This is a genomic window from Polaromonas eurypsychrophila (genome assembly GCF_014641715.1).
Classification (GTDB): Bacteria; Pseudomonadota; Gammaproteobacteria; order Burkholderiales; family Burkholderiaceae_C; genus Polaromonas; species Polaromonas eurypsychrophila.
The window spans coordinates 164,412-188,059 of record NZ_BMIG01000008.1; the positions used below are offsets into that span (position 1 = coordinate 164,412).

A 23,648-nucleotide genomic window follows, 5' to 3' on the forward strand; every position below is an offset into this window, starting at 1 on the left:
CAGTACCATTCGCACGCAGGGCATCAATGGCTTAGGCGGCTTGTTTGTGACAATTTTAACGATCTCGCCTAATTTCAGGCACCACCATTGGTAGTTGCTCAGTACTTTGATAGTCGAGAGCATCCGCCTTGACGCCTCGGATATGGACGAAGTTGTCCAGCGACCGGGCCGAAGCGCTCCGGCTATGGGCACAGCGGGAATGCGTGCGCGAGGATGACTCCACCAAACTGTTTTCGGTTGTTGCCCGTCGCTACGTCCGGGAGATATTCCCCACTAAGAGCGTCCAGACCCGGAAAGACAACGACAAGGAGCTAGCCAATCTCCTCAAGCTCTTTACACAAATGCCCATTGACGCCATCGCACCCATGCACGTCCGCGAGTACATGGACATTCGCGGCCAAACCGCCAAGGTGCGCGCCAACCGCGAGAAGGCCCTGCTCTCGCACATCTTCAACAAAGCCCGCGAATGGGGCTATACAGCGCTCCAGAACCCTTGCCAGGGGGTTAAGGGCTTCAAGGAGACCGGGCGCTCCAGGTACATCACGGATGCGGAATTCGACCAGGTCAAGGCCCAAGCCCATTTCACGGTGATCGACGCGATGGATTTGGCGCTACTGACCGGGCAGCGACCCGCAGACGTGCTGAAACTCAAAAGGACAGATATCCGGGACGGGGCTCTCTGGATCGTCCAGAACAAAACGGGCCAGCGCCTGGGCGTCGAAATCACCGGCGAGCAGGCGGCCGTCATCGCCAGAATTAACGAGCGTCCACGTCAGGCGATCAGCGCATATCTGATCCAGGATGAAAACGGCCAGCCGCTGACGCAGTGCGCTTTGCGCTCACGCTTTGACAAAGCGCGCACGCTCGCGAAGGTGGATTTTCAGTTTCGGGATATTCGAGCGAAGGCAGCAACTGACACGGGGGATTTAGCACACTCGCAGATGCTGCTAGGGCATAAAAATTGTGAGATGACCGAGCACTACGTGAAAACTCGGACCGGCGCTCGCGTTAAACCGCTCAGATAGACCGTCGTGGCACCACAAACCGCTTTCGCACATGCCAAGGAAGGCCCTCACACAGCACGTTCCCCAGCGCGAATATGGCAACTACAAAGCCCATAACCGTGGAAACAAGAGAGTAGGCATCACCGCTGAGCATGTAGACACTTATCAAATAAAAGGCAACGGGCGGCCCGACAAATGCGGCCAGCAGGCCAATTCGAAGCAACGCATAAAGTGCAGGGAAGGCAAAAAACTCGAACACGTACTTCGTCCAGCTCTTCTTTCGAGGGGTATCCCACGCAGCGTCGCCTCGCAAAATTACTGGATAAACATTTATCAAGTGCGGATATAGGAAACTTACGTCCGTCATTCTTGCGATGTACAGCGTCTCTCTTTGTCGGGTGTTGTATAGGCTTCCAAGCCATAGAAGAAGCATTGGGCCAAGTGCCACCTGCATCACACGGACTAAGGTCAACAAGTCCATTTTTATGGGCGTACCAACTAGGCTAAGCGTAGCCTTTTCTGGAAGCTCCACGCCGTACAAAGTCAGAGGCCTCGCTTCTAATGCCGCCGCCTGTTTTTTAATACCCTCAAGCAAGGGTTGAGGAGCAGGGATTTTGTCATCAATGTCGTAGCGCCGAGGATGCTGCTCGCATTCCGGATTTTTAACTTCCCAAGGGATCATCGCAAAACGGGTCGCTGACCAGTAGCTGGCTGCAACGTTCCCATTTATGACGACACTTTTTCCTTGGCGCGCTTGCTCCAAACCGCTTAGATTTTGTGCAACCACTTCCGCACCGGAGCGTAGGCACCTTGCTTGGCGTCGTTCATCCTGTTTTTCGGATGCCAATGCTACGAACATCACCAGAACACTAATAAAGGCCAGGGGACCGGCCCAGAACAGCAGGCGTTCATATCGGCGCCCTATCGTAGTCGCTGACATCACGGCCTCACTTTTGTAGAAAGTGTTCCACGTTTGTAGAAACGCCCCAGAACCCGAAAAGGGCGCTGGGGCGCATGAATACTGGTGGCCTGGGGCGGAATCGAACCACCGACACAAGGATTTTCAATCCTCTGCTCTACCGACTGAGCTACCGGGCCTGAGCCTAAGATTATATATCAGGCTGCGCGCTTGCCCCGGGTCAGGTCCACGCCCAGTTGCTTGAGCTTGCGGTACAGGTGGGTGCGCTCCAGGCCGGTCTTTTCAGCCACGCGCGTCATGGAGCCACCTTCCTTGGCGAGGTGGAATTCAAAGTAGGCTTTTTCAAATTCATCACGTGCATCACGCAGCGGTTTTTCGAGCAGAAAGCTCTGCGTCGCCTGCGGGCCCAGTTCGACCACAGCGGCGGCGATACCGCCGGTCATGGCGACTTCTACGGTCAGGTCCGGCGCATGCAGCAGGGTGGTTGGCGGTGCCAGTGGTTTGCGTCCCGCTGATTTGACCAGTCCCTGCTCCACCGCCTTGAGCAGTTTTTGCAGGGTGATGGGTTTTTCGAGGAAGGCCATCGCGCCGATCTTGGTGGCTTCCACAGCTGTGTCAATGGTGGCGTGGCCGCTCATCATGATGACCGGCATCGTCAAGAGGCCGCTGGAGGACCACTCCTTGAGCAAGGTAACGCCGTCGGTATCAGGCATCCAGATGTCCAGCAGCACCAGATCGGGACGGGCGCGGTTGCGGGCAGCGCGGGCCTGGGCCGCATTTTCTGCAAGTTCGACCTGATGGCCTTCGTCGTTGAGAATTTCCGACAGCAGATCGCGTATGCCCAATTCGTCGTCAACCACCAGAATATTTGCCATGATGAATCGCTATCCCTAACCAGCAGTTATCGATCTTGCGGCAGCGCTTCCGCTCTGCGCCCGCAAGTGTTGTTAAGTCACAACCGCGAATGATAACGATACTTGGGCGCCCTGCACGACCTCATCGACCGTGCGATTTGAAATATCGATGCGGGCGCCGTGTTCGTCGGCAATTTTTTTGACCACTGCAAGGCCAAGTCCGGTGCCTTTGACCTTGGTTGTGACGTAGGGCTCAAACGCCCGTTTCAGGATGTGCTCGGGGAAGCCGATGCCGTTATCGCGCACCGTCAGGCGCACGCGGCGCGAGCTGGGCGAGTATTCGGTCTTGAGCGTGACCATCGCAGTACGGCCTGCCGGCAACCCCTCTTGAGCGTCCTGAGCGTTTTGCAACAAGTTGTGAATGACCTGGCGAATCTGTTGTGAATCCGCCTTGATCTCGGGACAGCCAGGTTCCAGCTCCGCCTGCACCGGCACCACCGCGTTGTCGCTGGCATACAGCTGGATCACGTCATTAACCAGCGCGTTGAGGTCTACCGGCTTGAGTTCGGCCGCCGGCAGGCGCGCATAGTCACGGAACTCATTGACCAGCCGCTTCATCGCATCGACCTGGTCAACAATCGTTTTGACAGATTTGGTCAGCAAAATCTGCTCGGGCTCGGCGACCTTGCCGGTGAGTTTCATTTCCAGCCGTTCGGCCGACAACTGGATCGGTGTCAACGGGTTCTTGATTTCATGGGCAAGCCGCCTGGCCACTTCGCCCCAGGCCTGGGCGCGCTGGGCCGACACCATTTCGGACACATCGTCGAACACCAGCAGGCATTCGTTGCCTGGCATCTTGGCGCCGCGGGCAATCAGTGTGATGGCGTTGTCGGGCGTGCCTGGCTGAGCGGCATTGAGCTCGAAGGACTGCTGCCAATGCTCGATGCCGTGCAGGGTGTTCTCCCCAAAATAGGTGTCAAACTGCGCCTGGACGCCCTGTGCAAAGGCAGCCATGCCGGGAACCTCGCTCAGGGGCCGCCCGTGATGCGCCGCCAGTGGCGCTCGCAGGATGCGGGTGGCGCCGGGGTTGCTGGTCTGGATGCGCCCCTTGAGATCCAGCACCATAACGCCCGCAGTGAGGTTGTCGAGGATGGTCTGGAGGTTGGCGCGAGCGGCGTCGACCTGGTCCATGCTTTTCTGCACAGCACCGCGCGCGTCGGCCAGTTGCTGGGTCATGTCCGCAAAGGAGCGGGTCAGTCCGCCGAGCTCGTCCTTGCCCTGCAACGCGGCCTTGGGCGTCAGATCGCCTTGGGCCACCTGTTTGACGCCTTCCGCAAGTACCAACAGCGGGCGGGCGAGCTGGTTGCCCAGCACCACTGCCAGCAATACCGCGCCAAACACCGCAAGAAACAGGCTGAGCGTGAGTGTGCCTATGTACATCTTGCGCAAGCCCCCCCTGGCCAGCGCGCGCTCCTGGTACTCGCGGTTGGCCTCCTGCACCGCAATGGCGTTGGCCACAAAGCTGGCGGGCAGCAGCTCCGTCACCTGCAAAAAGCGGTTCTCGCCGAACAAGCCCACGCCCGCGCTGCTGACCAGCGCCAGCGCCTTGATGCGGGGAGCGGTGTTCGGGGCGGCGGCAGCAACTGCTGCTGAACCAGGTGCGGCGGCGGGTGCCGGCTCGACGCCTGGTACTTCGCCCCCAGGCAAGGCCACTTCGTCCAGCCCCTCAATCTGTGTGGCCACGCGCTGGGCGCGCGCGTTGCGCAGCAGCTGCCCCGGTGGCCGCTCCGGTTTGATCGAGTAACGTGAATCACCGGCGCTGGCAATCATCTGGCCGGAGGCCGTCCACAACACCACGTCGCTGACGGCGAGCTGTTCACGCAAGCGCTCCAGCGCCAGACCCGCGGTAGCGTCAGGCGTTTGCGCCAACTGACCAGCCGCCACCCGCGTTTTATTGGCCAGTTCGGACGCCAGCGTATCGAGCGTGACGCGGCCCAGGTTGAGGCCGGCGTCCAGCGCGCCTTCGACTTTCACGTCGAACCAGCTTTCGATGGACCGCGACACGAACTGATAAGACACAACGTAAATCATCATGCCGGGCATCAGGCCCACCAGCGCAAAAATCGCCGCCAGCTTGACCAGCAGGCGGCTGCCAAACTTGCCCTTGCGCAGGCGCAATACCAGACGAAGGACAATCCAGCCGATCACCAGCAGCAGCAAGCCGGCCACCGCCACATTCAGCGCAAACAACAGGACGTAGTTGCGCTCGTACATTTCCCTGTTGCCGGTGGCCTGGGTCAACAGGAACATCAGTACCAAGCCCAGCGCCGCCATCACACCCACACCGACGCCGACCGTCCAGCGGAAGGCAGGACTGCTTTTCACGGACGACACCTGGTGCCTGAGGTTCACTTCACCGCCTCTTTGGTCACTTCCCTGGTCAGGTCGGGCGCCAGAGGAATGTCGCGGATCGGCTCGGCCAGCAATTGCCGGCTTTCTTCCACCGCAATGGCCCAGTCGCGCTGCCCCGCCACACCGATCTGGAAAGGCCGCGGTAGCTGCGACAGGTCGAGCCGAAAACGGAACTCGACATTGTGCCGGGACGCGGCTTCGATTTCAGCGGCATCGGCAATGCGCCAGCGAGAGATGCGCTGGATGGCGGTCATGGCCTCGGACAGGCTGTCGTAGTTCTGGCTCAAGGACGCACGCAGGCCGGTCACGCTGATCGCACCGGGCAGGATATTGAGGCGCCAGCGCCGGGTCAGCGGCTGAAAGGCCAGGCGCATGGTGCGGGTGGCCGTGGTGATACGTTTGTCGGTCCAGTACCAGCGGTCCCGGTAAATGTCGGCCTCGGCTACAAAAAACAGGGGAATGCCTTTGAGCAGGGCGTCTTCGACGACTGTCGGCAAATCGAATCGGACGGCAGCCGACAAATACACCGATTCGTCGGAGCGCTCCATCTTTAGCTGCACGACCTCGGCCGCCAGCGTTACGGGGCCGGCACAGGCCATCAGCGCGCAGACGCAAAACGCCAGTGCCCGCCGCAACACAGGTTCAAATCCCGTGTTTTTCAAAAATTGCGTAATAAAAGCCGTCGTTCTCACCGTTCAAATTGTCCGGGAAGACGGTCCCGGTCACGCCACTTTGGGGCAGTAAATGACCGGGGGATGGCATTAAATGAGCGTCTTTGTGGTGCGTAACAAACGTTTGCGCCTGCTGCTCACCCTCGGCCCTGAAAACCGAGCAGGTGCAGTACAGCAGCCGCCCGCCGGGTCTGAGCAGCGGCCACAAGGCGTCAAACAATTGCCTTTGCAAGGCCGCGAGTTGGGCGATATCGGTGGGCCGGCGCAACCAGCGCACATCCGGGTGCCGGCGCACGATGCCCGAAGCAGTGCACGGCGCGTCCAGCAGGATGCCGTCATACAGCTGACCGTCCCACCAGCCATCTGGACGCGCGGCGTCACCAACTCGCACATCGGCCTGCAACCCAAGGCGCTGCAAGTTCTGCACGATGCGTTCACAGCGGCGCGCGTCGATGTCGAGCGCCGTCACATCGGCATCGGCCAGTTCCAGCAGGTGGGCTGTTTTGCCTCCCGGCGCAGCGCAGGCGTCAAGAAGCCGCAAGCGACCTCCTTTCGAAGCACTGAGCCCGTCCAGCAGCAAAGGTGCGGCCAGTTGCGCCGCTGCGTCCTGAACCGAAAAGTGGCCTTCGGCGTAGCCCGGCAAAGACGGCACCGGCTGCGCATTCACCAAAACCAGGCCATGGCTGCCTACAAGAGTTGCTCCTATATTGATAGCTGCCAGCGCTTGTTGGTAGTGGGCCAAAGTCGTTTTTCGTTCATTAACCCGGAGAATCAGCGGTGCGCGTGTGTTGTTGGCCCGCAGAATAGCCTGCCACTGCGCCGGATGATCCTTGCGCACCCGGTCGATCCACCACTGCGGATGGTTCCACACGGCTTGCGGATATTTTTCGGTTTGCGCCACCAGCGCATCACGCTCGCGCAGGAAGCGGCGCAGGCAGCCGTTGATGAAGCTCGCCTGGTGGCGGGTGTCCTCGCTGTGTTTGGCGGCCTCCACGGCCTGGTCCACCAGTGTGTGCGAGGTATAGGGCGCACCCTCTTCGGTCCAGATCAGCGCCAAAGCCACGCACAGCAGCGCATCGGCTTCGGGCGGCGGCGGCCGGCTGGCCAGCAGCTGGCGCAGCGCCTCGGCGCGTCCCAATTGGCGCAAGGCGTGAAAGCCGAGCGCCTGGACGCCCGGCCGGATCGCAGCGTCCACGTCTTCGAGCGCGGCGGTCATCGAGCGGCCCGCGCGCACGGCCATCAGTAAAAAAGCAGCCCCCTGGAGCTGGCGCCACAGGGGGATTTGGGAAGGGGTGTCTTGCATGCAGCTTATTAGACCAGCCCCCACGGTTGCTCACTGCGTGTAGCGCCCTGCCCCCCGAGTGGGCCGCTGCGCCTGCGGTCCGGCAAAGCCGATCCCGCGGCCCCTGCTTGCAATTCGGGGGATCGCTGTGGTGGCCCGCCCGGGGCCAATCTCAGGCCAGGGTGTCGGACCAGATGTTGCTCGCCCAGTTCAGCGCATACACCCCTTCGAGTTCGGTGGGGCCTGGGCTGACGCCACCAGAGCCAGCCACGGTCTTGAAGGTTTTCTCGGCCGCGACGTACTCGTGAACGCTGGCAACGTGAACCACATTCTTGTTGTCCACAAAGCTGTAGCAGGTGTTGGTCAGCATGGGTGCGGGGTTGATCTCCCAACCCGACAACTGCGCCACGATGGCCGCCGCCGCAACCTTGCCATGGCTGTTGGCCATGTGGCCGCTTTTGGGCATGGCCGGTGCAATCTGGATCGAATCGCCGAGTACAAACACGTCTTTGGCGGCGGTGGACTCGAAGCTCTGGTAGTTAACGCCGCACCAGCGATTGTTGGCCATGTTGTTCAGGCCGGTCTGCACCGCAATGGCGCCAGCGCGCATCGACGGAAGCACATTGAGCACATTGGCCTTGACGTCCTCCTGCACGTCGAACTTGACCACGCCGGCTTTGGCATCGACGGCCGTGGCCTTGTGCTGGCCGCGGTATTCGACGATGCCCTTGTATTGCTCGGCCCAGACTTTTTTGAACAGCGGGCCTTTGGAGGTCACATCCGGATTGGCATCGAGGATCAGCACCTTGCTGCGCGGCTTGGCGGTTTTGAAGTAGCCGGCAATCACCGAGGCCCGCTCGTACGGGCCGGGCGGGCAGCGGTAAGGCGCTTCGGGAATCGTGATCGCATAAACGCCGCCGTCGGGCATGGCTTCGAGTTGCTTGCGCAGCGCCACGGTCTCGGCACCGGCTTTCCAGGCCTGCAGAATCTGGCCTGCGGCCTGCGCCTGCTGCAGGCCTTCGATACTGCCGTACATCAGGTCGATGCCGGGTGAGACCACCAGCTTGTCATAGGCGATGGTGGCGCCGCCGGCCAGTGTGACGGTCTTTTTGGCGGTATCGATCGCGCTGGCCATGTCCCTGACGACAGTGACCCCGTGGTTTTTGCTGAGACCGGTGTAGGCCGTGGTGACGTCGCCGATCTGCTTGCTGCCGCCTAGCACCAGGTTGGAGATGGGGCATGAGATAAACGCGGCCTGCGGCTCGATCAGCACCACGTCGATTTTGTAGTCCGACAGCAACCGAACATACTTGGCTGCGGTGGCGCCGCCGTAGCCGCCACCGATCACCACAACTTTGGCTTTGGTCGGAATCGAAGTGGTGGCGCAGGCACCTAGGCCGAGCAGGCTGAGGGCGGCGGAAGACTGGAGAAAGGAACGTCTTTGCATGAATGTTCTCCTTATTTCTTCTGCGCGGCAAAATAGCCGGCCAGGATGTCGATCTGGGCGTCGCTGTAGCCCTTGCTGATCTGGTGCATCACAGTGGCCGCCCGCGCACCGGACTTGAAGGCCTTCATCTGTGTTGCGAGGTAGTTTTTGTCCATGCCGGCCAGGGGCAGCACGCTGGAGCCCTGAACCGCCCTGCCGTCCGTGCCATGGCAGTTGGCGCAGGTGGCAGCCAGGCTGCGGGTATACAGTGCCTGCGCCGGTGCCGTCTGGGCATGGCTCAGGGATGACGCAGCGAGCGCGCAAAGCGCCAGCGCTGTGCTTGACAAGTAAATCTTCACGGCTTCTCCTCACAGTTTCGACAGGAACACAATTTAACGCGGCACGCGGGACGGGCCATAGGGAGTATCCAGTACCCAGCCCCGACGCAAGCGTCCGGCGGTTCGAATTTTTTGTGATGTGCTTATTCGCGCAATCGCAGCCGCGCTCATAACATGGCGCCAGGCCGCGTCGGCGCCAACTCATCCTGACCGGACAGGGGCTCCGGCGACAGCGCCGGCATGGCCCGGCCGTAAATGCGGCGAATACGCTCGGCCAGCGGCGGGTGGGAGTCCAGCCAGTGCGCGCCGGCCTGTTGACCCACCAGCAGCATGTGCTGGACCGCGGGGTGAAAGCCCCGCGTTGCGCCAGCGCCCCGCCCGCCCGCCACCTTGCGCAACACTCCGCCGAGACCCTCCCTGCTGCGCGTGAACTGCACCGCGCGCGCATCCGCCAAAAACTCGCGTTGCCGCGATACAGCCGCCTTCAGGGCACGGCCCGCAACCCAACCCAGAAAACCGGCTGCCATGATGGCCAGCCCCGGCAGCGCCAGCGCAGAACGCCGGTCGTCGTCACCACGTTCGCACATGCCCGCGCCCAAGTTAAAAATCATCTCCAATCCGAACACCATGCCGGCCAGCCGCATGTTCAGGCGTGTATCGCCTTCCCGGATATGGCTCAACTCATGCGCCACCAGCCCCTGGAGTTCGTCGCGGCTCAAGCCGTCGAGAGCGCCGCGCGTCACCGCGATCACCGAGTCCTCCTGGTCCCAGCCGGCGGCAAAAGCATTGATGCTGGCTTCCCGCTCCAGCACCATGACCTGTGGCGTGCGCATGCTGGCGGCAATGGCCAACTCAGCAGCAATGTTGCACAGCTTCTGCTCGTCGAAGCGGCTGGACGGCCAGGCTTCCCGTGCACCGGCCCGTCGCGCCAGCTTTTCGCCGCCACCTTCAAGGCTGGACGTTTCCAGCCACCAGCCGCCCAGCACAAACACCAGGGTCATGACGGTGTTGACGGTGAAAAAATAGGCTGGGTAGCTGCTGAAACCTGGCGTCACCAAACGCCAGGTCAAGGCCAGCGCGGCATTGATCGCCAGTACCAGCAGCAACACCGACAGCGCAAACAGCAGCAACAGTTTTCGGGTCTGGGCACGCGCCCGGTGCTGTTGCTCGAAAAAACGCATGACTAAAGGCTAACAGCCGACTACATCTGGATGCGCACGGCCTGCCGTTCGGCAGCGCTTTCGGTGGCCTGCAACATCGCGGCTGACGCAAAACCAAACAGGCGGGCGACCAGCAGTGCGGGAAACTGCGCCTGCGCATTGTTGTAGTCGAGCACGCAGTCGTTGTAGGCCTGGCGCGCGAAAGCCACCTTGTTTTCGGTGCTGGTGAGCTCTTCGCTCAGCTCGCGCATGCTCTCGTCGGCCTTGAGCTCTGGATAGGCTTCGTTGAGGGCGAACAGCCGGTCCAGGCTGCCAGTCAACGCCTGCTCGGCTACCGCCAGCGCCAAAACTTCCGGCGCATGGGTAGGCCTGCTGCGCACTGCGTCACTGGCAGCGCGCGCCTGGTTGCGCGCGGCAATCACGGCCTCAAGCGTTTCGCGCTCGTGCAACAGGTATTTTTTGGCGGCTTCCACCAGGTTGGGAATCAAGTCGTAACGGCGCTTGAGCTGCACATCGATCTGGCCAAACGCATTGGCAATCAGGTTTTTCAAGCGCACCAATCGGTTGTAAGCGCCAACGGCCCAGAACAGCAGCAAGGCAAACATGGCAATGAGGATCAAGGACTGGGTGGACATGCGACTTTTCTCCTAAATCAGCGACAGTGTTGCGGCCGTCAGGCGGCTTCGCGACTGTAGCTGACAAGCGCGGTTGCTGTACAGCGCGAGCGTGCCCGGCACACGCCGGCACGTGTGCCGGGCTTCTGGATTCACAATGAAAAACGCCTCACGCCCTTTCTCCAAGGGCGTGAGGCGCTACGCTTTTTATAGCGTCAAAAAGCAGCGATTACTCGCTGGCTGCACCTTCGCTGGTCTGCTCGGGCAGGGCTTCCAGCTCGGCCGCTTCGGCTTCGGCGATGGCACGGCGCTCGGCGTCGTCCATCTGGTCCTTGGCTTTGCGTGCCTCGTGGTAGGCCATGCCGGTACCGGCAGGGATCAGGCGGCCAACGATCACGTTTTCTTTCAAACCACGCAACTCGTCGCGCTTGCCCATGATGGCAGCCTCGGTGAGCACGCGGGTAGTTTCCTGGAAGGAAGCCGCGGAAATGAACGAGTCGGTCGACAGCGATGCCTTGGTGATACCGAGCAGCAGGTTGCTGAAGGTCGCCGGGATCTTGGCGTCGGCGCGCAGCGCGTCGTTGGCGTCCAGGATGACCGAGCGCTCGACCTGTTCGCCGGCGATGTAGCTGGAATCGCCCACGCTTTCGACGACGACACGGCGCAGCATTTGGCGAACAATCACTTCGATGTGCTTGTCGTTGATCTTCACACCCTGCAGGCGGTAAACGTCCTGCACTTCGTCGACGATGTAACGGGCGAGCTCTTCCATGCCCAGCAAACGCAGGATGTCTTGCGGGTCGGCCGGGCCGTCCACAATGGATTCACCCTTGTTCACAACCTGGCCTTCGTGCACCAGGATGTTTTTCTCCTTCGGAACCAGGTCTTCCCAGACCTTGCCTTCAGGATCCGTGATCTGCAGGCGGATCTTGCCTTTGGTCTCTTTACCGAAGGACACGGTGCCGGTCATCTCTGCCAGCGTGCCCTTGTCTTTCGGCGTACGGGCTTCAAACAGCTCGGCCACACGCGGCAAACCGCCGGTGATGTCGCGGGTTTTCTGGCCTTCGACCGGAATACGCGCCAGCACCTCGCCGGGGCCCACGTCCTGACCATCACGCACCTGGACCAGCGCGCCGATCTGGAAGCCGATGGTCACCGAGTGATCGGTGCCGGGAATCTTGACTTCGTTGCCAGACGCGTCGATCAGCTTGACCTGCGGACGAACAACCTTGGTCGCGCCACGCCGTTTCGGGTCGATCACCACCAGGGTGGACAGACCGGTCACTTCGTCGAGCTGCTTGGCCACCGTAACGCCTTCTTCCACATTCTCGAAGAGCACCTTGCCGGCGAACTCGGTAATGATGGGACGGGTCAGCGGGTCCCAGTTGGCCAGAATGGCGCCGGCCTTGATTTGCTGGTCGGCCTTGACGTTCAGGATACCGCCGTAAGGCACCTTGTGGCGCTCACGCTCGCGGCCATGCTCGTCATGAATGACGATCTCGCCGGAACGGGCAATCACCACCAGTTCGCCCTTGCTGTTGGTCACATAACGCATGGGCGCGTTGAAACCGATCACGCCGTTGGACTTGGCTTCGACGCTTGACGCGATCGCTGCGCGCGATGCCGCACCACCGATGTGGAAGGTGCGCATGGTCAGCTGCGTGCCCGGCTCGCCGATCGACTGCGCGGCGATGATGCCGACCGCTTCGCCGATGTTGATCAGGCCACCACGACCCAGATCGCGACCGTAACACCTGGCGCACAGGCCGAAGCGGGTTTCGCAGGTCAGCGCCGTACGCACCTTGACTTCGTCCACGCCCGCCACTTCCAGTTCGTCGATCAGGTCTTCGTCCAGCATCACGCCGGCCTTGGCCAGGACAGCGCGGTTTTCAGGATGCAAGACATCTTCAACCGCTGTGCGGCCGAGGATACGGTCACGCAGCGATTCAATCACCTCACCGCCTTCAACAATGGCGCGCATCACCGAACCGTCTTGCGTACCGCAATCCTCTTCGGTCACCACCAGATCCTGCACCACGTCGCACAGGCGGCGGGTCAGGTAGCCGGAGTTGGCGGTTTTCAGCGCCGTGTCAGCCAGGCCCTTACGAGCGCCGTGGGTGGAGATGAAGTACTCCAACACGTTCAGACCTTCGCGGAAGTTGGCAGTGATCGGCGTTTCGATGATGGAGCCATCCGGCTTGGCCATCAAACCGCGCATGCCCGCCACCTGGCGAATCTGCGCCGCAGAACCGCGAGCACCGGAGTCGGCCATCATGTAGATCGAGTTGAAGGACTCCTGCTCGACTTCCTTGCCATGGCGGTCCAGGACTTTTTCCTTGGACAGCTGGGCCATCATGACCTTGGAGACTTCGTCACCCGACTTGCCCCAGATATCAACCACCTTGTTGTAACGCTCGCCGGCAGTCACAAGACCTGAGACATACTGCTGCTCGATCTCCTTGACTTCCTTCTGGGCGCGCGCAATGATGCTTGGCTTTTCCTTGGGAATCAACATGTCATCGATGCAGATCGAGATGCCGGCCTTGGTCGCCAGACGGAAACCCGACTGCAACAGTTTGTCGGCAAACACCACCGTCTCTTTGAGCCCGCACTTGCGGAAAGACACGTTGATCAGCTTGGAGATTTCCTTCTTCTTCAGCGCCTTGTTGATGTTGGCAAACGGCAGGCCTTTGGGCAGGATTTCAGACAGCAGGGCTCGGCCACCCGTGGTTTCCCACAGCTTGGTCGAAGCCGTGAAGTCGCCAGTCGTCTTGTCCTTGGTGTACTCGGTCAGGCGCACGCTGATGCGGGCGTTCAGGTCGAGTTCGCCCGCGTCGAAGGCGCGGCGGACTTCACCGGTGTCGGAAAACACAAGGCCTTCGCCCTTGCCGTTGGTACGATCGCGCGTTGTGTAGTACAGGCCCAGCACCACGTCCTGCGAAGGAACAATGGACGGCTCGCCGCTTGCTGGGAACAGGATGTTGTTCGACGCCAGCATCAAAGTACGGGCTTCCATCTGCGCTTCCACCGACAGCGGCACGTGGACAGCCATCTGGTCGCCGTCAAAGTCGGCATTGAATGCCGAGCAAACGAGCGGGTGCAGCTGGATGGCCTTGCCTTCAATCAGGATGGGCTCAAAGGCCTGAATGCCCAGGCGGTGCAAGGTAGGCGCACGGTTGAGCATCACCGGATGCTCCTTGATAACCTCTTCCAGAATGTCCCACACCACCGGCGTGCCGGATTCGACTTCCTTCTTGGCAGCCTTGATCGTGGTCGCGATGCCCATGGCTTCCAGACGCGAGAAGATGAAAGGCTTGAACAGCTCAAGCGCCATCAGCTTGGGCAAACCGCACTGATGCAGCTTGAGCGTTGGGCCCACAGTGATCACGGAACGGCCAGAGTAGTCGACGCGTTTGCCCAGCAAGTTCTGGCGGAAACGGCCTGACTTGCCTTTGATCATGTCGGCCAGGGACTTCAGCGCGCGCTTGTTGGCGCCCGTCATGGCCTTGCCACGGCGACCGTTGTCCAGCAAGCTGTCCACGGCTTCCTGCAGCATGCGCTTTTCATTGCGGGCAATGATTTCCGGCGCTTTCAGTTCCAGCAGGCGGCGCAGGCGGCTATTGCGGTTGATGACGCGGCGATACAGGTCGTTCAGGTCGGAGGTCGCGAAGCGGCCACCGTCGAGCGGCACCAATGGACGCAGGTCCGGTGGCAACACAGGCAACACATCGAGCACCATCCAGTGCGGCTTGATGCCCGACTTCTTGAACGCCTCCATCAATTTCAAGCGCTTGGCGTTTTTCTTGATCTTGATTTCGGAACCGGTCAGGTCGTTGCGCAGTTTGTCGATTTCGACGTCGAGGTCCAGCCCTTCGAGCAGGTCCTTGATGCCCTCGGCGCCCATCTTGGCGGTGTACTCGTCACCGTATTCCTTGCGCTTGGCGTCGTAGTCGTCTTCGGACATGATGCTGAATTTCTTCAGCGGGGTCATGCCGGGGTCGGTCACCACGTAAGCTTCGAAATACAGCACGCGTTCGATGTCGCGTAGTGTCATGTCGAGCACCAGGCCCAGACGTGACGGCAGCGACTTCAGGAACCAGATGTGCGCGCACGGTGCGGCCAGGTCGATGTGACCCATACGCTCGCGGCGAACCTTGGTCTGTGTGACTTCAACGCCGCACTTCTCGCAGATGACACCGCGATGCTTGAGGCGCTTGTACTTGCCGCACAGGCATTCATAGTCCTTGATGGGGCCAAAAATCTTGGCGCAAAAAAGACCATCACGCTCAGGCTTGAAGGTGCGGTAGTTGATGGTTTCAGGCTTCTTCACTTCGCCGAAAGACCACGAACGGATCTTCTCGGGCGAAGCCATGCCGATCTTGATGGCATCGAAATGCTCATCTGGCGTGAATTGCTTGAACAGGTCGAGTAATGATTTCATGTCTTAAATCCTTTTCTTTCCTGTTGATTAGCTGCGTTCGAGTTCGATGTCGATACCGAGCGAGCGGATTTCCTTTACCAGCACGTTGAACGATTCCGGCATACCGGCCGTGATCGCGTGCTCGCCCTTGACAATGCTTTCGTAGACCTTGGTACGGCCCACCACGTCGTCGGACTTGACGGTGAGCATTTCCTGCAGCGTGTAGGCAGCACCGTAGGCTTCCAGCGCCCAGACTTCCATCTCACCGAACCGCTGTCCACCGAATTGCGCCTTGCCGCCCAGAGGCTGCTGGGTCACCAGCGAGTACGGGCCCGTCGAACGTGCGTGCATCTTGTCATCCACCAGATGGTGAAGTTTCAGGAAGTGCATGTAGCCCACCGTCGTCGTCCGCTCAAATGCGTCACCCGTGCGGCCGTCATACAACTGGGCCTGGGTACGTGTTGCGGTCAGGCCCTTGATTTTGGCGATGTCGTCAGGGTAGGCGAGCTGCAGCATCTGCATGATCTCGGCTTCTGAGGCGCCGTCAAACACCGGTGTCGCAAACGGAACGCCGGTCGTCAGGTTGCTGGCCATCTCAAGGATATCGGTGTCCGACAATTTCGTCAGGTCTTCAGCGCGACCGGACTTGTTGTAGATCGTCTCCATGAACTTGCGCAGCTCCTGCACCTTGGCCTCGGCCTGCAGCATGTCGCCGATGCGGTGGCCCAGGCCTTTGGCAGCCCAGCCCAAATGCACTTCCAGCACCTGGCCGACGTTCATGCGCGATGGCACGCCCAGTGGATTCAGCACGATGTCGCATGGGGTACCGTCGGCCATGTGCGGCATGTCTTCGATCGGAACGATCTTGGAAACCACACCTTTGTTTCCGTGACGGCCGGCCATCTTGTCGCCAGGCTGCAAGCGGCGCTTGACCGCCAGGTAAACCTTGACCATCTTCAACACGCCGGCAGGCAATTCGTCGCCTTGTGTCAGCTTCTTGCGCTTTTCCTCGAAAGACAAATCGAAACTGTGGCGCGTCTGCTCCATAGAGTTCTTGATGCTTTCGAGTTGCGAGGCAACCTCGTCATCCGCAGGCCGGATGTCGAACCAGTGGTACTTCTCGACATCGGCCAGGTAGGCCTTGTCGATCTTGGTGCCCTTGGTCAGCTTTTTCGGACCGCCATTGGCAACCTTGCCATTGAGAAGTTTTTCGATGCGGTCGAATGCATCGGCTTCCACAATTCGCAGCTGGTCGTTCAGGTCCAGACGGAAGCGTTTCAGTTCGTCGTCAATGATCTGCTGGGCGCGCTTGTCGCGAACAATGCCTTCACGGGTGAAGACCTGCACATCGATAACCGTACCTTGCGAGCCCTGGCTCACACGCAGCGACGTGTCTTTCACATCGCTGGCTTTTTCGCCGAAGATGGCGCGCAGCAGTTTTTCTTCCGGTGTCAGCGTGGTCTCGCCCTTGGGCGTGACCTTGCCGACCAGTGTGTCACCCGGCTGGACTTCCGCACCGACATAAATGATGCCGGACTCGTCAAGGCGGTTGAGCTGCTGCTCGGACAGGTTTGGAATGTCGCGCGTGATCTCTTCCGAACCCAGCTTGGTGTCGCGGGCCATCACCACGAGTTCCTCGATGTGAATCGAGGTGTAGCGGTCCTCCGCCACCACACGCTCGGAGATCAGGATCGAGTCCTCGAAGTTGTAGCCGTTCCAGGGCATGAAGGCGATCAGCACGTTCTGGCCGATGGCGATTTCGCCGAGGTCGGTGGATGCACCGTCGGCAATCACATCGCCCTTGGCCAGCTTGTCGCCGATCTTGACGATGGGGCGCTGGTGGATGTTGGTGTTCTGGTTGGACCGCTGGTACTTGATCAGGTTGTAGATGTCCACGCCAACTTCACCAGCCAGGGCTTCTGCGTCGTTGACACGCACCACGATGCGGGTGGCGTCGACATAGTCAACAATACCGCCGCGAGTGGCTGTTACCACGGTGCCGGAGTCAATCGCGGCGACACGCTCGATACCGGTGCCGACCAGTGGCTTTTCGGGACGCAGCACAGGCACAGCCTGACGCGACATGTTGGCACCCATCAGCGCGCGGTTGGCGTCATCGTGCTCCAGGAAAGGAACCAGCGATGCAGCCACCGAGACGATCTGCGCAGGCGACACATCCATGTACTGGACGCGTTCTGCACCAACCAGCACGGACTCGCCGTTTTCACGGGCAGAGACCAGGTCGCCGGTCAGCTTGCCGCCATCGTCCAGCGCCGCATTGGCCTGGGCGATCACGTACTTGCCTTCCTCGATCGCGGACAGGTAGTCAATTTGTGTCGTGATCTTGCTGTCGATCACGCGGCGATACGGCGTTTCAATAAAGCCGTATTCGTTGAGACGGGCATACAGGGCCAGCGAGTTGATCAAGCCGATGTTCGGGCCTTCCGGCGTTTCAATCGGGCAGACGCGGCCGTAATGGGTCACGTGCACATCACGCACTTCAAAACCGGCACGTTCGCGGGTCAAGCCACCGGGGCCAAGGGCCGATACACGGCGCTTGTGGGTGATCTCGGCCAGCGGATTGGTCTGGTCCATGAACTGCGACAGTTGCGAGGCGCCGAAGAACTCTTTCAACGCGGCCGAAATCGGCTTGCTGTTGATCAGGTCATGCGGCATCAGCGGTTCCTGCTCGGCCTGGCCCAGACGCTCTTTCACAGCTTTTTCAATACGTGCCAGACCGGTGCGGTACTGGTTTTCAGCCAGTTCGCCGACACAACGCACGCGGCGGTTGCCGAGGTGGTCAATGTCATCGACTTCGCCATTGCCGTTGCGCAGGTCCACCAGGATCTTGACGACAGCGAGGATGTCCTCGTTGGTCATGACCATGGGGCCGGTCGAAGTATCGCGACCCACGCGGGCGTTGAACTTCATGCGGCCGACCTTGGACAGGTCGTAGGTGTCCGGGTTGTAGAACAGGCGCTGGAACAGGGCCTGGACAGCATCTTCCGTCGGTGGCTCGCCGGGGCGCATCATGCGGTAGATGGCAACACGGGCAGCAAATTCGTCAGCCGTTTCATCGGCGCGCAGGGTCTGGGAAATGTAGGCGCCCTGATCCAGTTCGTTGGTGTACAGCACCTGCAGGTCCTGCACATTGGCCAGCCGGAGTTTCTTCAACAACACTTCGGTCAACTCATCATTGGCCTTGGCGATGATCTCGCCGGTTTCGGCGTCCACAATGTTCTTGGCGACCACACGGCCGATCAGGAAGTCTTCGGGAACGCTGATGGTCGACGTGCCGCTCTGCTCAAGTTCGCGTGTGTGGCGCACGGTGATGCGCTTGTCTTTCGCAACCACAACCTTGCCGTTTTTGTCGGTGATGTCGAAACGGGCCACCTCGCCGCGCATGCGCTCGGCGACAAATTCCATCTGCGCGCCGCTGTCCATGATGCGGAAATTGTCGAACACGAAAAAGTTCGCCAGGATGGACTCGGGGTTCAGGCCGATGGCCTTGAGCAGGATGGTGACCGGCATCTTGCGGCGGCGATCAACGCGGAAATACAGGATGTCCTTGGGGTCGAATTCAAAGTCCAGCCACGAACCGCGGTAAGGAATAATGCGCGCCGAGAACAAGAGCTTGCCCGAACTGTGGGTCTTGCCCTTGTCATGTTCGAAAAACACACCCGGCGAGCGATGCAGCTGAGACACGATGACACGCTCGGTGCCGTTGATGACGAAGGAACCCTTGTCAGTCATGAGCGGTACTTCGCCCATATAGACCTCCTGCTCCTTGACTTCCTTGACCACCTTGGACTGCGACGTCGAGGACTCGCGGTCATAAATGATCAGCTGGACTTTGGCGCGCACGGCCGACGCGAAGGTCAGGCCGCGGGTCTGACACTCGCGCACGTCGAATGCGGGCTTGGCCAGGTTGTACTCGATGAATTTCATCTCGACAAACCCGTTGTGCGAGACGATGGGGAAGGCGTTTTCAAATGCAGCCTGCAGGCCTTCCATGGTGCGTTTTTGCGGCGCACGATCGGCTTGCAGAAACGCCGTATAGGCATCTTTTTGCATCTGCAGCAGGTAAGGAACATTCAGCACACTTTCGCGGCTGCCGAAACTTTTGCGAATTCGCTTGCGTTCGGTATAGGAATAGGCCATGAGTTCTCCGCTTTGATGGGACACAAACCGGTACGGGCAACCGGCTTGTTAAGCTCTGGCGACTGTCTTGAATGAATACACCACGTAATCAAACAGACTTGGTGGTTGGCCACTACCAACCATGGCGGACGGCAACGCATTGCACGTTGCCCGAACCAAGGCGTTTCCTGCAGTCGGGGTCAGGAAGCACTGGCAAGAAGATTTTTGTCAAATCTGCTTGCCAGTGGTTCCAAAGAGCTGAAAAACCCGCTCACGCGGTGCTTTTAACGCAGCTCCTTGAAAGTACGAAAGGCTGGAAGCCGAAACCGGCTTCCAGCCTTCGCGAACCACAAGGATTACTTGAGTTCGACTTTCGCGCCAGCGTCTTCGAGCTTTTTCTTGGCAGCTTCTGCATCGGCTTTAGGCAGGCCTTCCTTGACGTTCTTGGGAGCGCCGTCAACCAGATCCTTGGCTTCTTTCAAGCCCAGGCCGGTGATTTCGCGAACCGCCTTGATGACTTGCACCTTCTGGGCGCCGGCTTCGAGCAGAACGACGTTGAAGTCAGTCTTCTCTTCAACCACTGCAGCAGCGGCACCGCCGCCAGCAGCAGGAGCCGACATGGCTGCAGCGCTCACGCCAAATTTCTCTTCGATGGCTTTCACCAGTTCGTTGAGTTCGAGAACCGTCATGCTGTCAAGCGCGGTCAAAAATGAGTCTTTATCGAATGCCATTTTGATTTCCTAAAAGTTGGTACAAATTCAAGCTGCTGCAGCTTCAGGCTCTGCTGCGGGGGCTTCGCTCGACGCGTCGGTTTCGCCACCGCCCTTTTTCGCCGCCAGCGCGCCCAGCACAACGGCTGTACGCGAAATGGGCGACATCAGCAAGCCACACAACTGGGCGAGCAGCACTTCTTTCGAAGGGATGTTCGCAAGCTGCTTGACGCCGTTCACGTCCAGGACTTTTCCTGCCATGGCGCCTGCGCGAATCACCAACTTGTCGTTGGTCTTCGCGAAGTCGGCAACCACCTTGGCGGCAGCGACAGCGTCTGTGGAAAAGCCATAGATCAGCGGACCGGTCATCTGGTCGGACAGGACATCAAACGCGCTGCCTGCCACGGCACGGCGAGCCAGGGTGTTTTTCAACACACTCAGGGTCACGCCTTTGTCGCGGGCTTGGCTGCGAAGCTTGGTCATGTCAGCGACCGTGATGCCACGGTATTCCGCCATCACGAGCGTTTGAGCTTTAGCGGCGAGGCCGGTCACTTCATCAATGACGGCTTGTTTCTCACTGCGGTTGAGACTCAAGGTCTACTCCTTAATAATGTGTTTTTCAGATCGCGCCTTCGCGCCTTCCAATCAACACGCCTATGTTCAGCGACCAACTGTTTCAGATTCTTTTCAAAACCATTCAGCAGCGGGACCGCCATCTGCGTTGGTTGTCTTGCGACGATTAAGCGGCGGACTTGCGTCCTACCGCACCAACGGTCCTGGATGGCCTGCCGGAGCCGAAACCCCGGCAGCCCACCACTTCGACCCACCCCTTCGGGCGGGTCAAATTCCTGCGATTAAGCCGCGATGGTTTGCGTGTCGACGCGAACGCCTACACCCATCGTTGACGAAACCGCCACTTTCCTCAAATACACACCCTTGCTGGACGCAGGCTTGGCCTTGGTCAGCGCATCGATCAGTGCAGCCAGGTTGCCCTGAAGCTTGTCGGTGTCGAAGGAGCGGCGACCGATGGTGCCGTGCACAATGCCGGCCTTGTCGACACGGAATTGCACCTGGCCGGCCTTGGCGTTTTTAACCGCCGTTGCCACATCAGGGGTCACCGTTCCGACTTTCGGATTCGGCATCAGGCCGCGTGGGCCGAGGATCTGACCCAGGGTGCCGACGACACGCATGGCGTCAGGCGATGCGATCACGACATCGAAATCCATCTTGCCGGCCTTGATGTCGGCCGCAAGATCGTCCATGCCGACGATGTCGGCGCCAGCGGCCTTGGCTTCTTCAGCCTTGGCGCCCTGTGCAAACACAGCCACACGTTTGGTCTTGCCGGTGCCGTTGGGCAGCACAACGGCGCCACGGACAACCTGGTCGGATTTCTTGGCATCGATGCCAAGTTGCACGGCCACGTCGATGGATTCATCGAACTTAGCAACTGCAAATTCCTTCACCAGGCCCAGGGCATCAGCCACTGCATACAGCTTGTTGCTGTCGATTTTGTCGCCAATGGTTTTTTGGCGCTTTGTCAGCTTGCTCATACAACACCCTCCACCGACACGCCCATGGAGCGAGCCGTACCAGCAATCGTGCGAACTGCAGCGTCGAGGTCTGCAGCCGTCATGTCTTTCATTTTGGTCTTGGCGATTTCTTCCAGCTGTGCGCGGGAGATCTTGCCAACCTTCACCGTGTGCGGTGTAGCCGAACCCTTGTCGAGTTTGATGGCCTTCTTGATCAAAACGCCCGCAGGAGGTGTCTTGATAACAAAGGTAAAGCTCTTGTCGGCAAATGCCGTGATCACCACAGGCAGTGGCAGACCGGGCTCAACACCCTGGGTCTGGGCATTGAATGCCTTGCAGAACTCCATGATGTTCAGGCCGCGCTGACCCAAAGCCGGGCCAATCGGGGGGGACGGGTTGGCCTTACCAGCTGGCACTTGCAGCTTGATGAAGCCGACGATTTTTTTCGCCATACTTTTCTCCTTGCGGGTCATAACGCCAAGGCGCTGTATAAACAGGCCCGGGCTCCCCGGGGGTTACACAACTCAATCAGGCCCCGGAGAGCCGCTCCGCGCCGAGTTGCAAGGCGCGAATGTTTTTGCCAACCGAAAGATCAGGTCTTTTCGATCTGGCTGAACTCCAGCTCAACAGGCGTAGCGCGGCCAAAAATAGTGACCGACACGCGCACCTTGTTCTTGTCGTAGTTGACTTCTTCGACCGTACCGTTGAAGTCGGTGAACGGGCCGTCTTTGACGCGCACATACTCGCCGGTCTCAAATTCCACCTTGTGCCGCGGTTTTTCGGTGCCGACCTGCATCTGGTTCACGATTTTCTGGACCTCTTCTTCCGAAATCGGGGCCGGGCGGTTTTTTGCACCCCCGACAAAACCCGTGACCTTGTTGGTGTGTTTCACCAGGTGCCAAGTTTCATCGTCCATGACCATTTCAACCAGAACATAACCGGGGAAGAAACGGCGCTCGGTGGTTTTCTTCTGGCCATTCTTGATCTCGACCACTTCTTCGGTCGGCACCAGAAAACGGCCAAACTTGGCCTGCATGCCGGCGCGGTTGATGCGCTCGACAATGTTGCGTTCAACGGCTTTTTCCATGCCGGAATAGGCATGCACGACATACCACTGCATGCCGGGTGTCGGCTGCAGCGATGTGCCAGCAGCCACTTCGCTGATCACGTCACCGTTCATATCGCTCATTATTTTCTCCACCCCAAAATCAGGTCGTAAAACACCCATTCAAGCGTTTTATCCGTGAGCCACAAAAAGAGCGCCATCACCACAACAAAACCAAAAACGTAAGCCGTCATCTGCATGGCTTCCTTGCGGGCGGGCCAAACGACTTTTTTGACTTCGCGCCAGGAATCACGGCCAAAAGCCACAAACTGTTTGCCGGGCTCCGAAGTCATGAACACGACCACGGCCGCCACCAGACCCACGATCAAACCACCCCATTGGGCGATCTGACCCTGCTTGGCGAGCAGGTAAAAGCCCGCGAGGGAAGCCACGACCAGAGCAATGGCCAACGCCAGCTTGGCTTTGTCAGCGGTAGTGCTGACGGTTTCGACTTGAGAAGTGGCCATGAGCGCCTGATTCCTGTTCAATCTTCATGCGTCTTTTCAGACGCTTAAGCCCACCTGGGGTCCTGAGACTCCCGGCGGGCTTCGCTTTACCGTCTTTTCTAACCACCGGCGGCATCGACACCTGTCAAAGCCGGGTGGCAGGGGCAGTAGGAATCGAACCTACAACCTTCGGTTTTGGAGACCGACGCTCTGCCAATTGAGCTATACCCCTCCGTCAAACCTCGCAAAAATATCAGCGTTCGTCAGCGCTTACGCAATGATCTTGGCCACAACACCAGCGCCGACGGTTTTGCCGCCCTCGCGGATGGCAAAGCGCAGGCCCTCTTCCATGGCGATCGGGTTGATCAACTTGACGGTGATCGACACGTTGTCGCCTGGCATGACCATTTCCTTGCCTTCTGGCAACTCGATCGCACCGGTCACGTCCGTCGTGCGGAAGTAGAACTGGGGGCGGTAGTTGTTGAAGAAAGGCGTGTGGCGGCCACCTTCGTCTTTGGACAGAACGTAGATCTCGCCGGTGAAGTGGGTGTGCGGCTTGATCGATCCGGGCTTGCACAGGACTTGACCGCGCTGGACGTCTTCGCGCTTGGTGCCGCG

At 59.7% G+C, this 23,648-nt stretch carries 19 protein-coding genes and 2 tRNA genes; 1 reads left to right on the forward strand and 20 read right to left on the reverse strand.

Translation table 11 applies throughout. The features are described from left to right. The first annotated feature begins 152 nt into the window (after positions 1 to 152). Entirely contained in the window at positions 153 to 1,025 is an 873-nt protein-coding gene (locus IEX16_RS12595; RefSeq protein WP_229676323.1) for a tyrosine-type recombinase/integrase, read from the forward strand. On the opposite strand, the gene IEX16_RS12600 is transcribed toward IEX16_RS12595, so the two are convergent. The 20 genes from IEX16_RS12600 to IEX16_RS12695 form a co-directional block, all read right to left on the reverse strand. After that, a complete protein-coding gene (locus tag IEX16_RS12600; protein WP_188708831.1) occupies positions 1,018 to 1,947 on the reverse strand; it encodes a hypothetical protein in 930 nt (309 codons plus the stop codon). The genes IEX16_RS12595 and IEX16_RS12600 overlap by 8 nt on opposite strands. Positions 1,948 to 2,026: 79 nt before the next feature. After that, positions 2,027 to 2,102 (reverse strand) — tRNA-Phe (locus tag IEX16_RS12605). 18 nt (positions 2,103 to 2,120) lie between these two features. After that, on the reverse strand, positions 2,121 to 2,798 hold the full coding sequence (locus tag IEX16_RS12610; RefSeq protein ID WP_188708832.1) for a response regulator: 678 nt from the start codon (positions 2,796 to 2,798) through the stop codon (positions 2,121 to 2,123). 72 nt (positions 2,799 to 2,870) lie between these two features. Continuing rightward, the gene (locus IEX16_RS12615; protein ID WP_188708856.1) at positions 2,871 to 5,111 is read right to left on the reverse strand and encodes a sensor histidine kinase; all 2,241 of its coding nucleotides are present in this window, start codon (positions 5,109 to 5,111) and stop codon (positions 2,871 to 2,873) included. Positions 5,112 to 5,185: 74 nt separating this feature from the next. Then, positions 5,186 to 5,851, reverse strand: coding sequence for a DUF4390 domain-containing protein (locus IEX16_RS12620; RefSeq protein WP_229676324.1), 666 nt, complete (start codon positions 5,849 to 5,851; stop codon positions 5,186 to 5,188). Continuing rightward, positions 5,832 to 7,163, reverse strand: coding sequence for a 16S rRNA (cytosine(967)-C(5))-methyltransferase RsmB (gene rsmB / locus IEX16_RS12625; RefSeq protein ID WP_188708833.1), 1,332 nt, complete (start codon positions 7,161 to 7,163; stop codon positions 5,832 to 5,834). The genes IEX16_RS12620 and rsmB overlap by 20 nt, the downstream gene beginning before the upstream one ends. 151 nt (positions 7,164 to 7,314) lie before the next feature. Continuing rightward, on the reverse strand, positions 7,315 to 8,589 hold the full coding sequence (locus IEX16_RS12630) for an NAD(P)/FAD-dependent oxidoreductase (protein WP_188708834.1): 1,275 nt from the start codon (positions 8,587 to 8,589) through the stop codon (positions 7,315 to 7,317). Between the two features lie 11 nt (positions 8,590 to 8,600). Then, on the reverse strand, positions 8,601 to 8,927 hold the full coding sequence (locus IEX16_RS12635; protein ID WP_188708835.1) for a c-type cytochrome: 327 nt from the start codon (positions 8,925 to 8,927) through the stop codon (positions 8,601 to 8,603). A gap of 146 nt (positions 8,928 to 9,073) precedes the next feature. Further along, positions 9,074 to 10,087, reverse strand: a complete 1,014-nt coding sequence (locus IEX16_RS12640) for a M48 family metalloprotease (RefSeq protein ID WP_188708836.1) — start codon at positions 10,085 to 10,087, stop codon at positions 9,074 to 9,076. 20 nt (positions 10,088 to 10,107) lie between these two features. After that, entirely contained in the window at positions 10,108 to 10,701 is a 594-nt protein-coding gene (locus IEX16_RS12645) for a LemA family protein (RefSeq protein WP_188708837.1), read from the reverse strand. 208 nt (positions 10,702 to 10,909) lie between these two features. Beyond that, positions 10,910 to 15,121: a DNA-directed RNA polymerase subunit beta' gene (gene rpoC, locus IEX16_RS12650; RefSeq protein ID WP_188708838.1), complete on the reverse strand. Its 4,212-nt coding sequence runs from the start codon at positions 15,119 to 15,121 to the stop codon at positions 10,910 to 10,912. Between the two features lie 27 nt (positions 15,122 to 15,148). Beyond that, the gene (gene rpoB / locus IEX16_RS12655) at positions 15,149 to 19,261 is read right to left on the reverse strand and encodes a DNA-directed RNA polymerase subunit beta (protein WP_188708839.1); all 4,113 of its coding nucleotides are present in this window, start codon (positions 19,259 to 19,261) and stop codon (positions 15,149 to 15,151) included. A 335-nt stretch (positions 19,262 to 19,596) separates the two neighbouring features. Continuing rightward, positions 19,597 to 19,971: a 50S ribosomal protein L7/L12 gene (gene rplL, locus IEX16_RS12660; protein ID WP_188708840.1), complete on the reverse strand. Its 375-nt coding sequence runs from the start codon at positions 19,969 to 19,971 to the stop codon at positions 19,597 to 19,599. Between the two features lie 27 nt (positions 19,972 to 19,998). Further along, a complete protein-coding gene (gene rplJ, locus IEX16_RS12665; RefSeq protein WP_188708841.1) occupies positions 19,999 to 20,544 on the reverse strand; it encodes a 50S ribosomal protein L10 in 546 nt (181 codons plus the stop codon). 260 nt (positions 20,545 to 20,804) lie between these two features. After that, complete coding sequence (gene rplA / locus IEX16_RS12670; protein WP_188708842.1) at positions 20,805 to 21,500, reverse strand: 50S ribosomal protein L1; 696 nt, start codon at positions 21,498 to 21,500, stop codon at positions 20,805 to 20,807. Further along, positions 21,497 to 21,931 carry a 50S ribosomal protein L11 gene (gene rplK, locus IEX16_RS12675; RefSeq protein ID WP_188708843.1) on the reverse strand — a complete coding sequence of 145 codons (435 nt, stop codon included), beginning with the start codon at positions 21,929 to 21,931 and terminating at the stop codon, positions 21,497 to 21,499. The genes rplA and rplK overlap by 4 nt, the downstream gene beginning before the upstream one ends. 140 nt (positions 21,932 to 22,071) lie before the next feature. Continuing rightward, positions 22,072 to 22,659, reverse strand: a complete 588-nt coding sequence (gene nusG, locus IEX16_RS12680) for a transcription termination/antitermination protein NusG (RefSeq protein ID WP_188708858.1) — start codon at positions 22,657 to 22,659, stop codon at positions 22,072 to 22,074. 8 nt (positions 22,660 to 22,667) lie between these two features. Further along, complete coding sequence (secE, locus tag IEX16_RS12685; protein WP_188708844.1) at positions 22,668 to 23,051, reverse strand: preprotein translocase subunit SecE; 384 nt, start codon at positions 23,049 to 23,051, stop codon at positions 22,668 to 22,670. A 135-nt stretch (positions 23,052 to 23,186) separates the two neighbouring features. Continuing rightward, positions 23,187 to 23,262: transfer RNA gene (locus IEX16_RS12690), tRNA-Trp, on the reverse strand. A 38-nt stretch (positions 23,263 to 23,300) separates the two neighbouring features. Then, positions 23,301 to 23,648 (reverse strand): EF-Tu C-terminal domain-related protein (locus IEX16_RS12695; RefSeq protein ID WP_460885582.1); only part of this gene is annotated, 348 nt, incomplete at its 5' end.

Excerpts from the sequence above, each read along its gene's own strand:
- secE (WP_188708844.1), bottom strand. The coding sequence starts at position 23,051 with ATGGCCACTTCTCAAGTCGAAACCGTCAGCACTACCGCTGACAAAGCC.
- rplK (WP_188708843.1), bottom strand. The coding sequence starts at position 21,931 with ATGGCGAAAAAAATCGTCGGCTTCATCAAGCTGCAAGTGCCAGCTGGT.
- nusG (WP_188708858.1), bottom strand. The coding sequence starts at position 22,659 with ATGAACGGTGACGTGATCAGCGAAGTGGCTGCTGGCACATCGCTGCAG.
- IEX16_RS12640 (WP_188708836.1), bottom strand. The coding sequence starts at position 10,087 with ATGCGTTTTTTCGAGCAACAGCACCGGGCGCGTGCCCAGACCCGAAAA.
- rplA (WP_188708842.1), bottom strand. The coding sequence starts at position 21,500 with ATGAGCAAGCTGACAAAGCGCCAAAAAACCATTGGCGACAAAATCGAC.
- IEX16_RS12630 (WP_188708834.1), bottom strand. The coding sequence starts at position 8,589 with ATGCAAAGACGTTCCTTTCTCCAGTCTTCCGCCGCCCTCAGCCTGCTC.
- rpoC (WP_188708838.1), bottom strand. The coding sequence starts at position 15,121 with ATGAAATCATTACTCGACCTGTTCAAGCAATTCACGCCAGATGAGCAT.
- rpoB (WP_188708839.1), bottom strand. The coding sequence starts at position 19,261 with ATGGCCTATTCCTATACCGAACGCAAGCGAATTCGCAAAAGTTTCGGC.
- IEX16_RS12615 (WP_188708856.1), bottom strand. The coding sequence starts at position 5,111 with ATGGCGGCGCTGGGCTTGGTACTGATGTTCCTGTTGACCCAGGCCACC.
- IEX16_RS12645 (WP_188708837.1), bottom strand. The coding sequence starts at position 10,701 with ATGTCCACCCAGTCCTTGATCCTCATTGCCATGTTTGCCTTGCTGCTG.
- rplL (WP_188708840.1), bottom strand. The coding sequence starts at position 19,971 with ATGGCATTCGATAAAGACTCATTTTTGACCGCGCTTGACAGCATGACG.
- rsmB (WP_188708833.1), bottom strand. The coding sequence starts at position 7,163 with ATGCAAGACACCCCTTCCCAAATCCCCCTGTGGCGCCAGCTCCAGGGG.
- IEX16_RS12610 (WP_188708832.1), bottom strand. The coding sequence starts at position 2,798 with ATGGCAAATATTCTGGTGGTTGACGACGAATTGGGCATACGCGATCTG.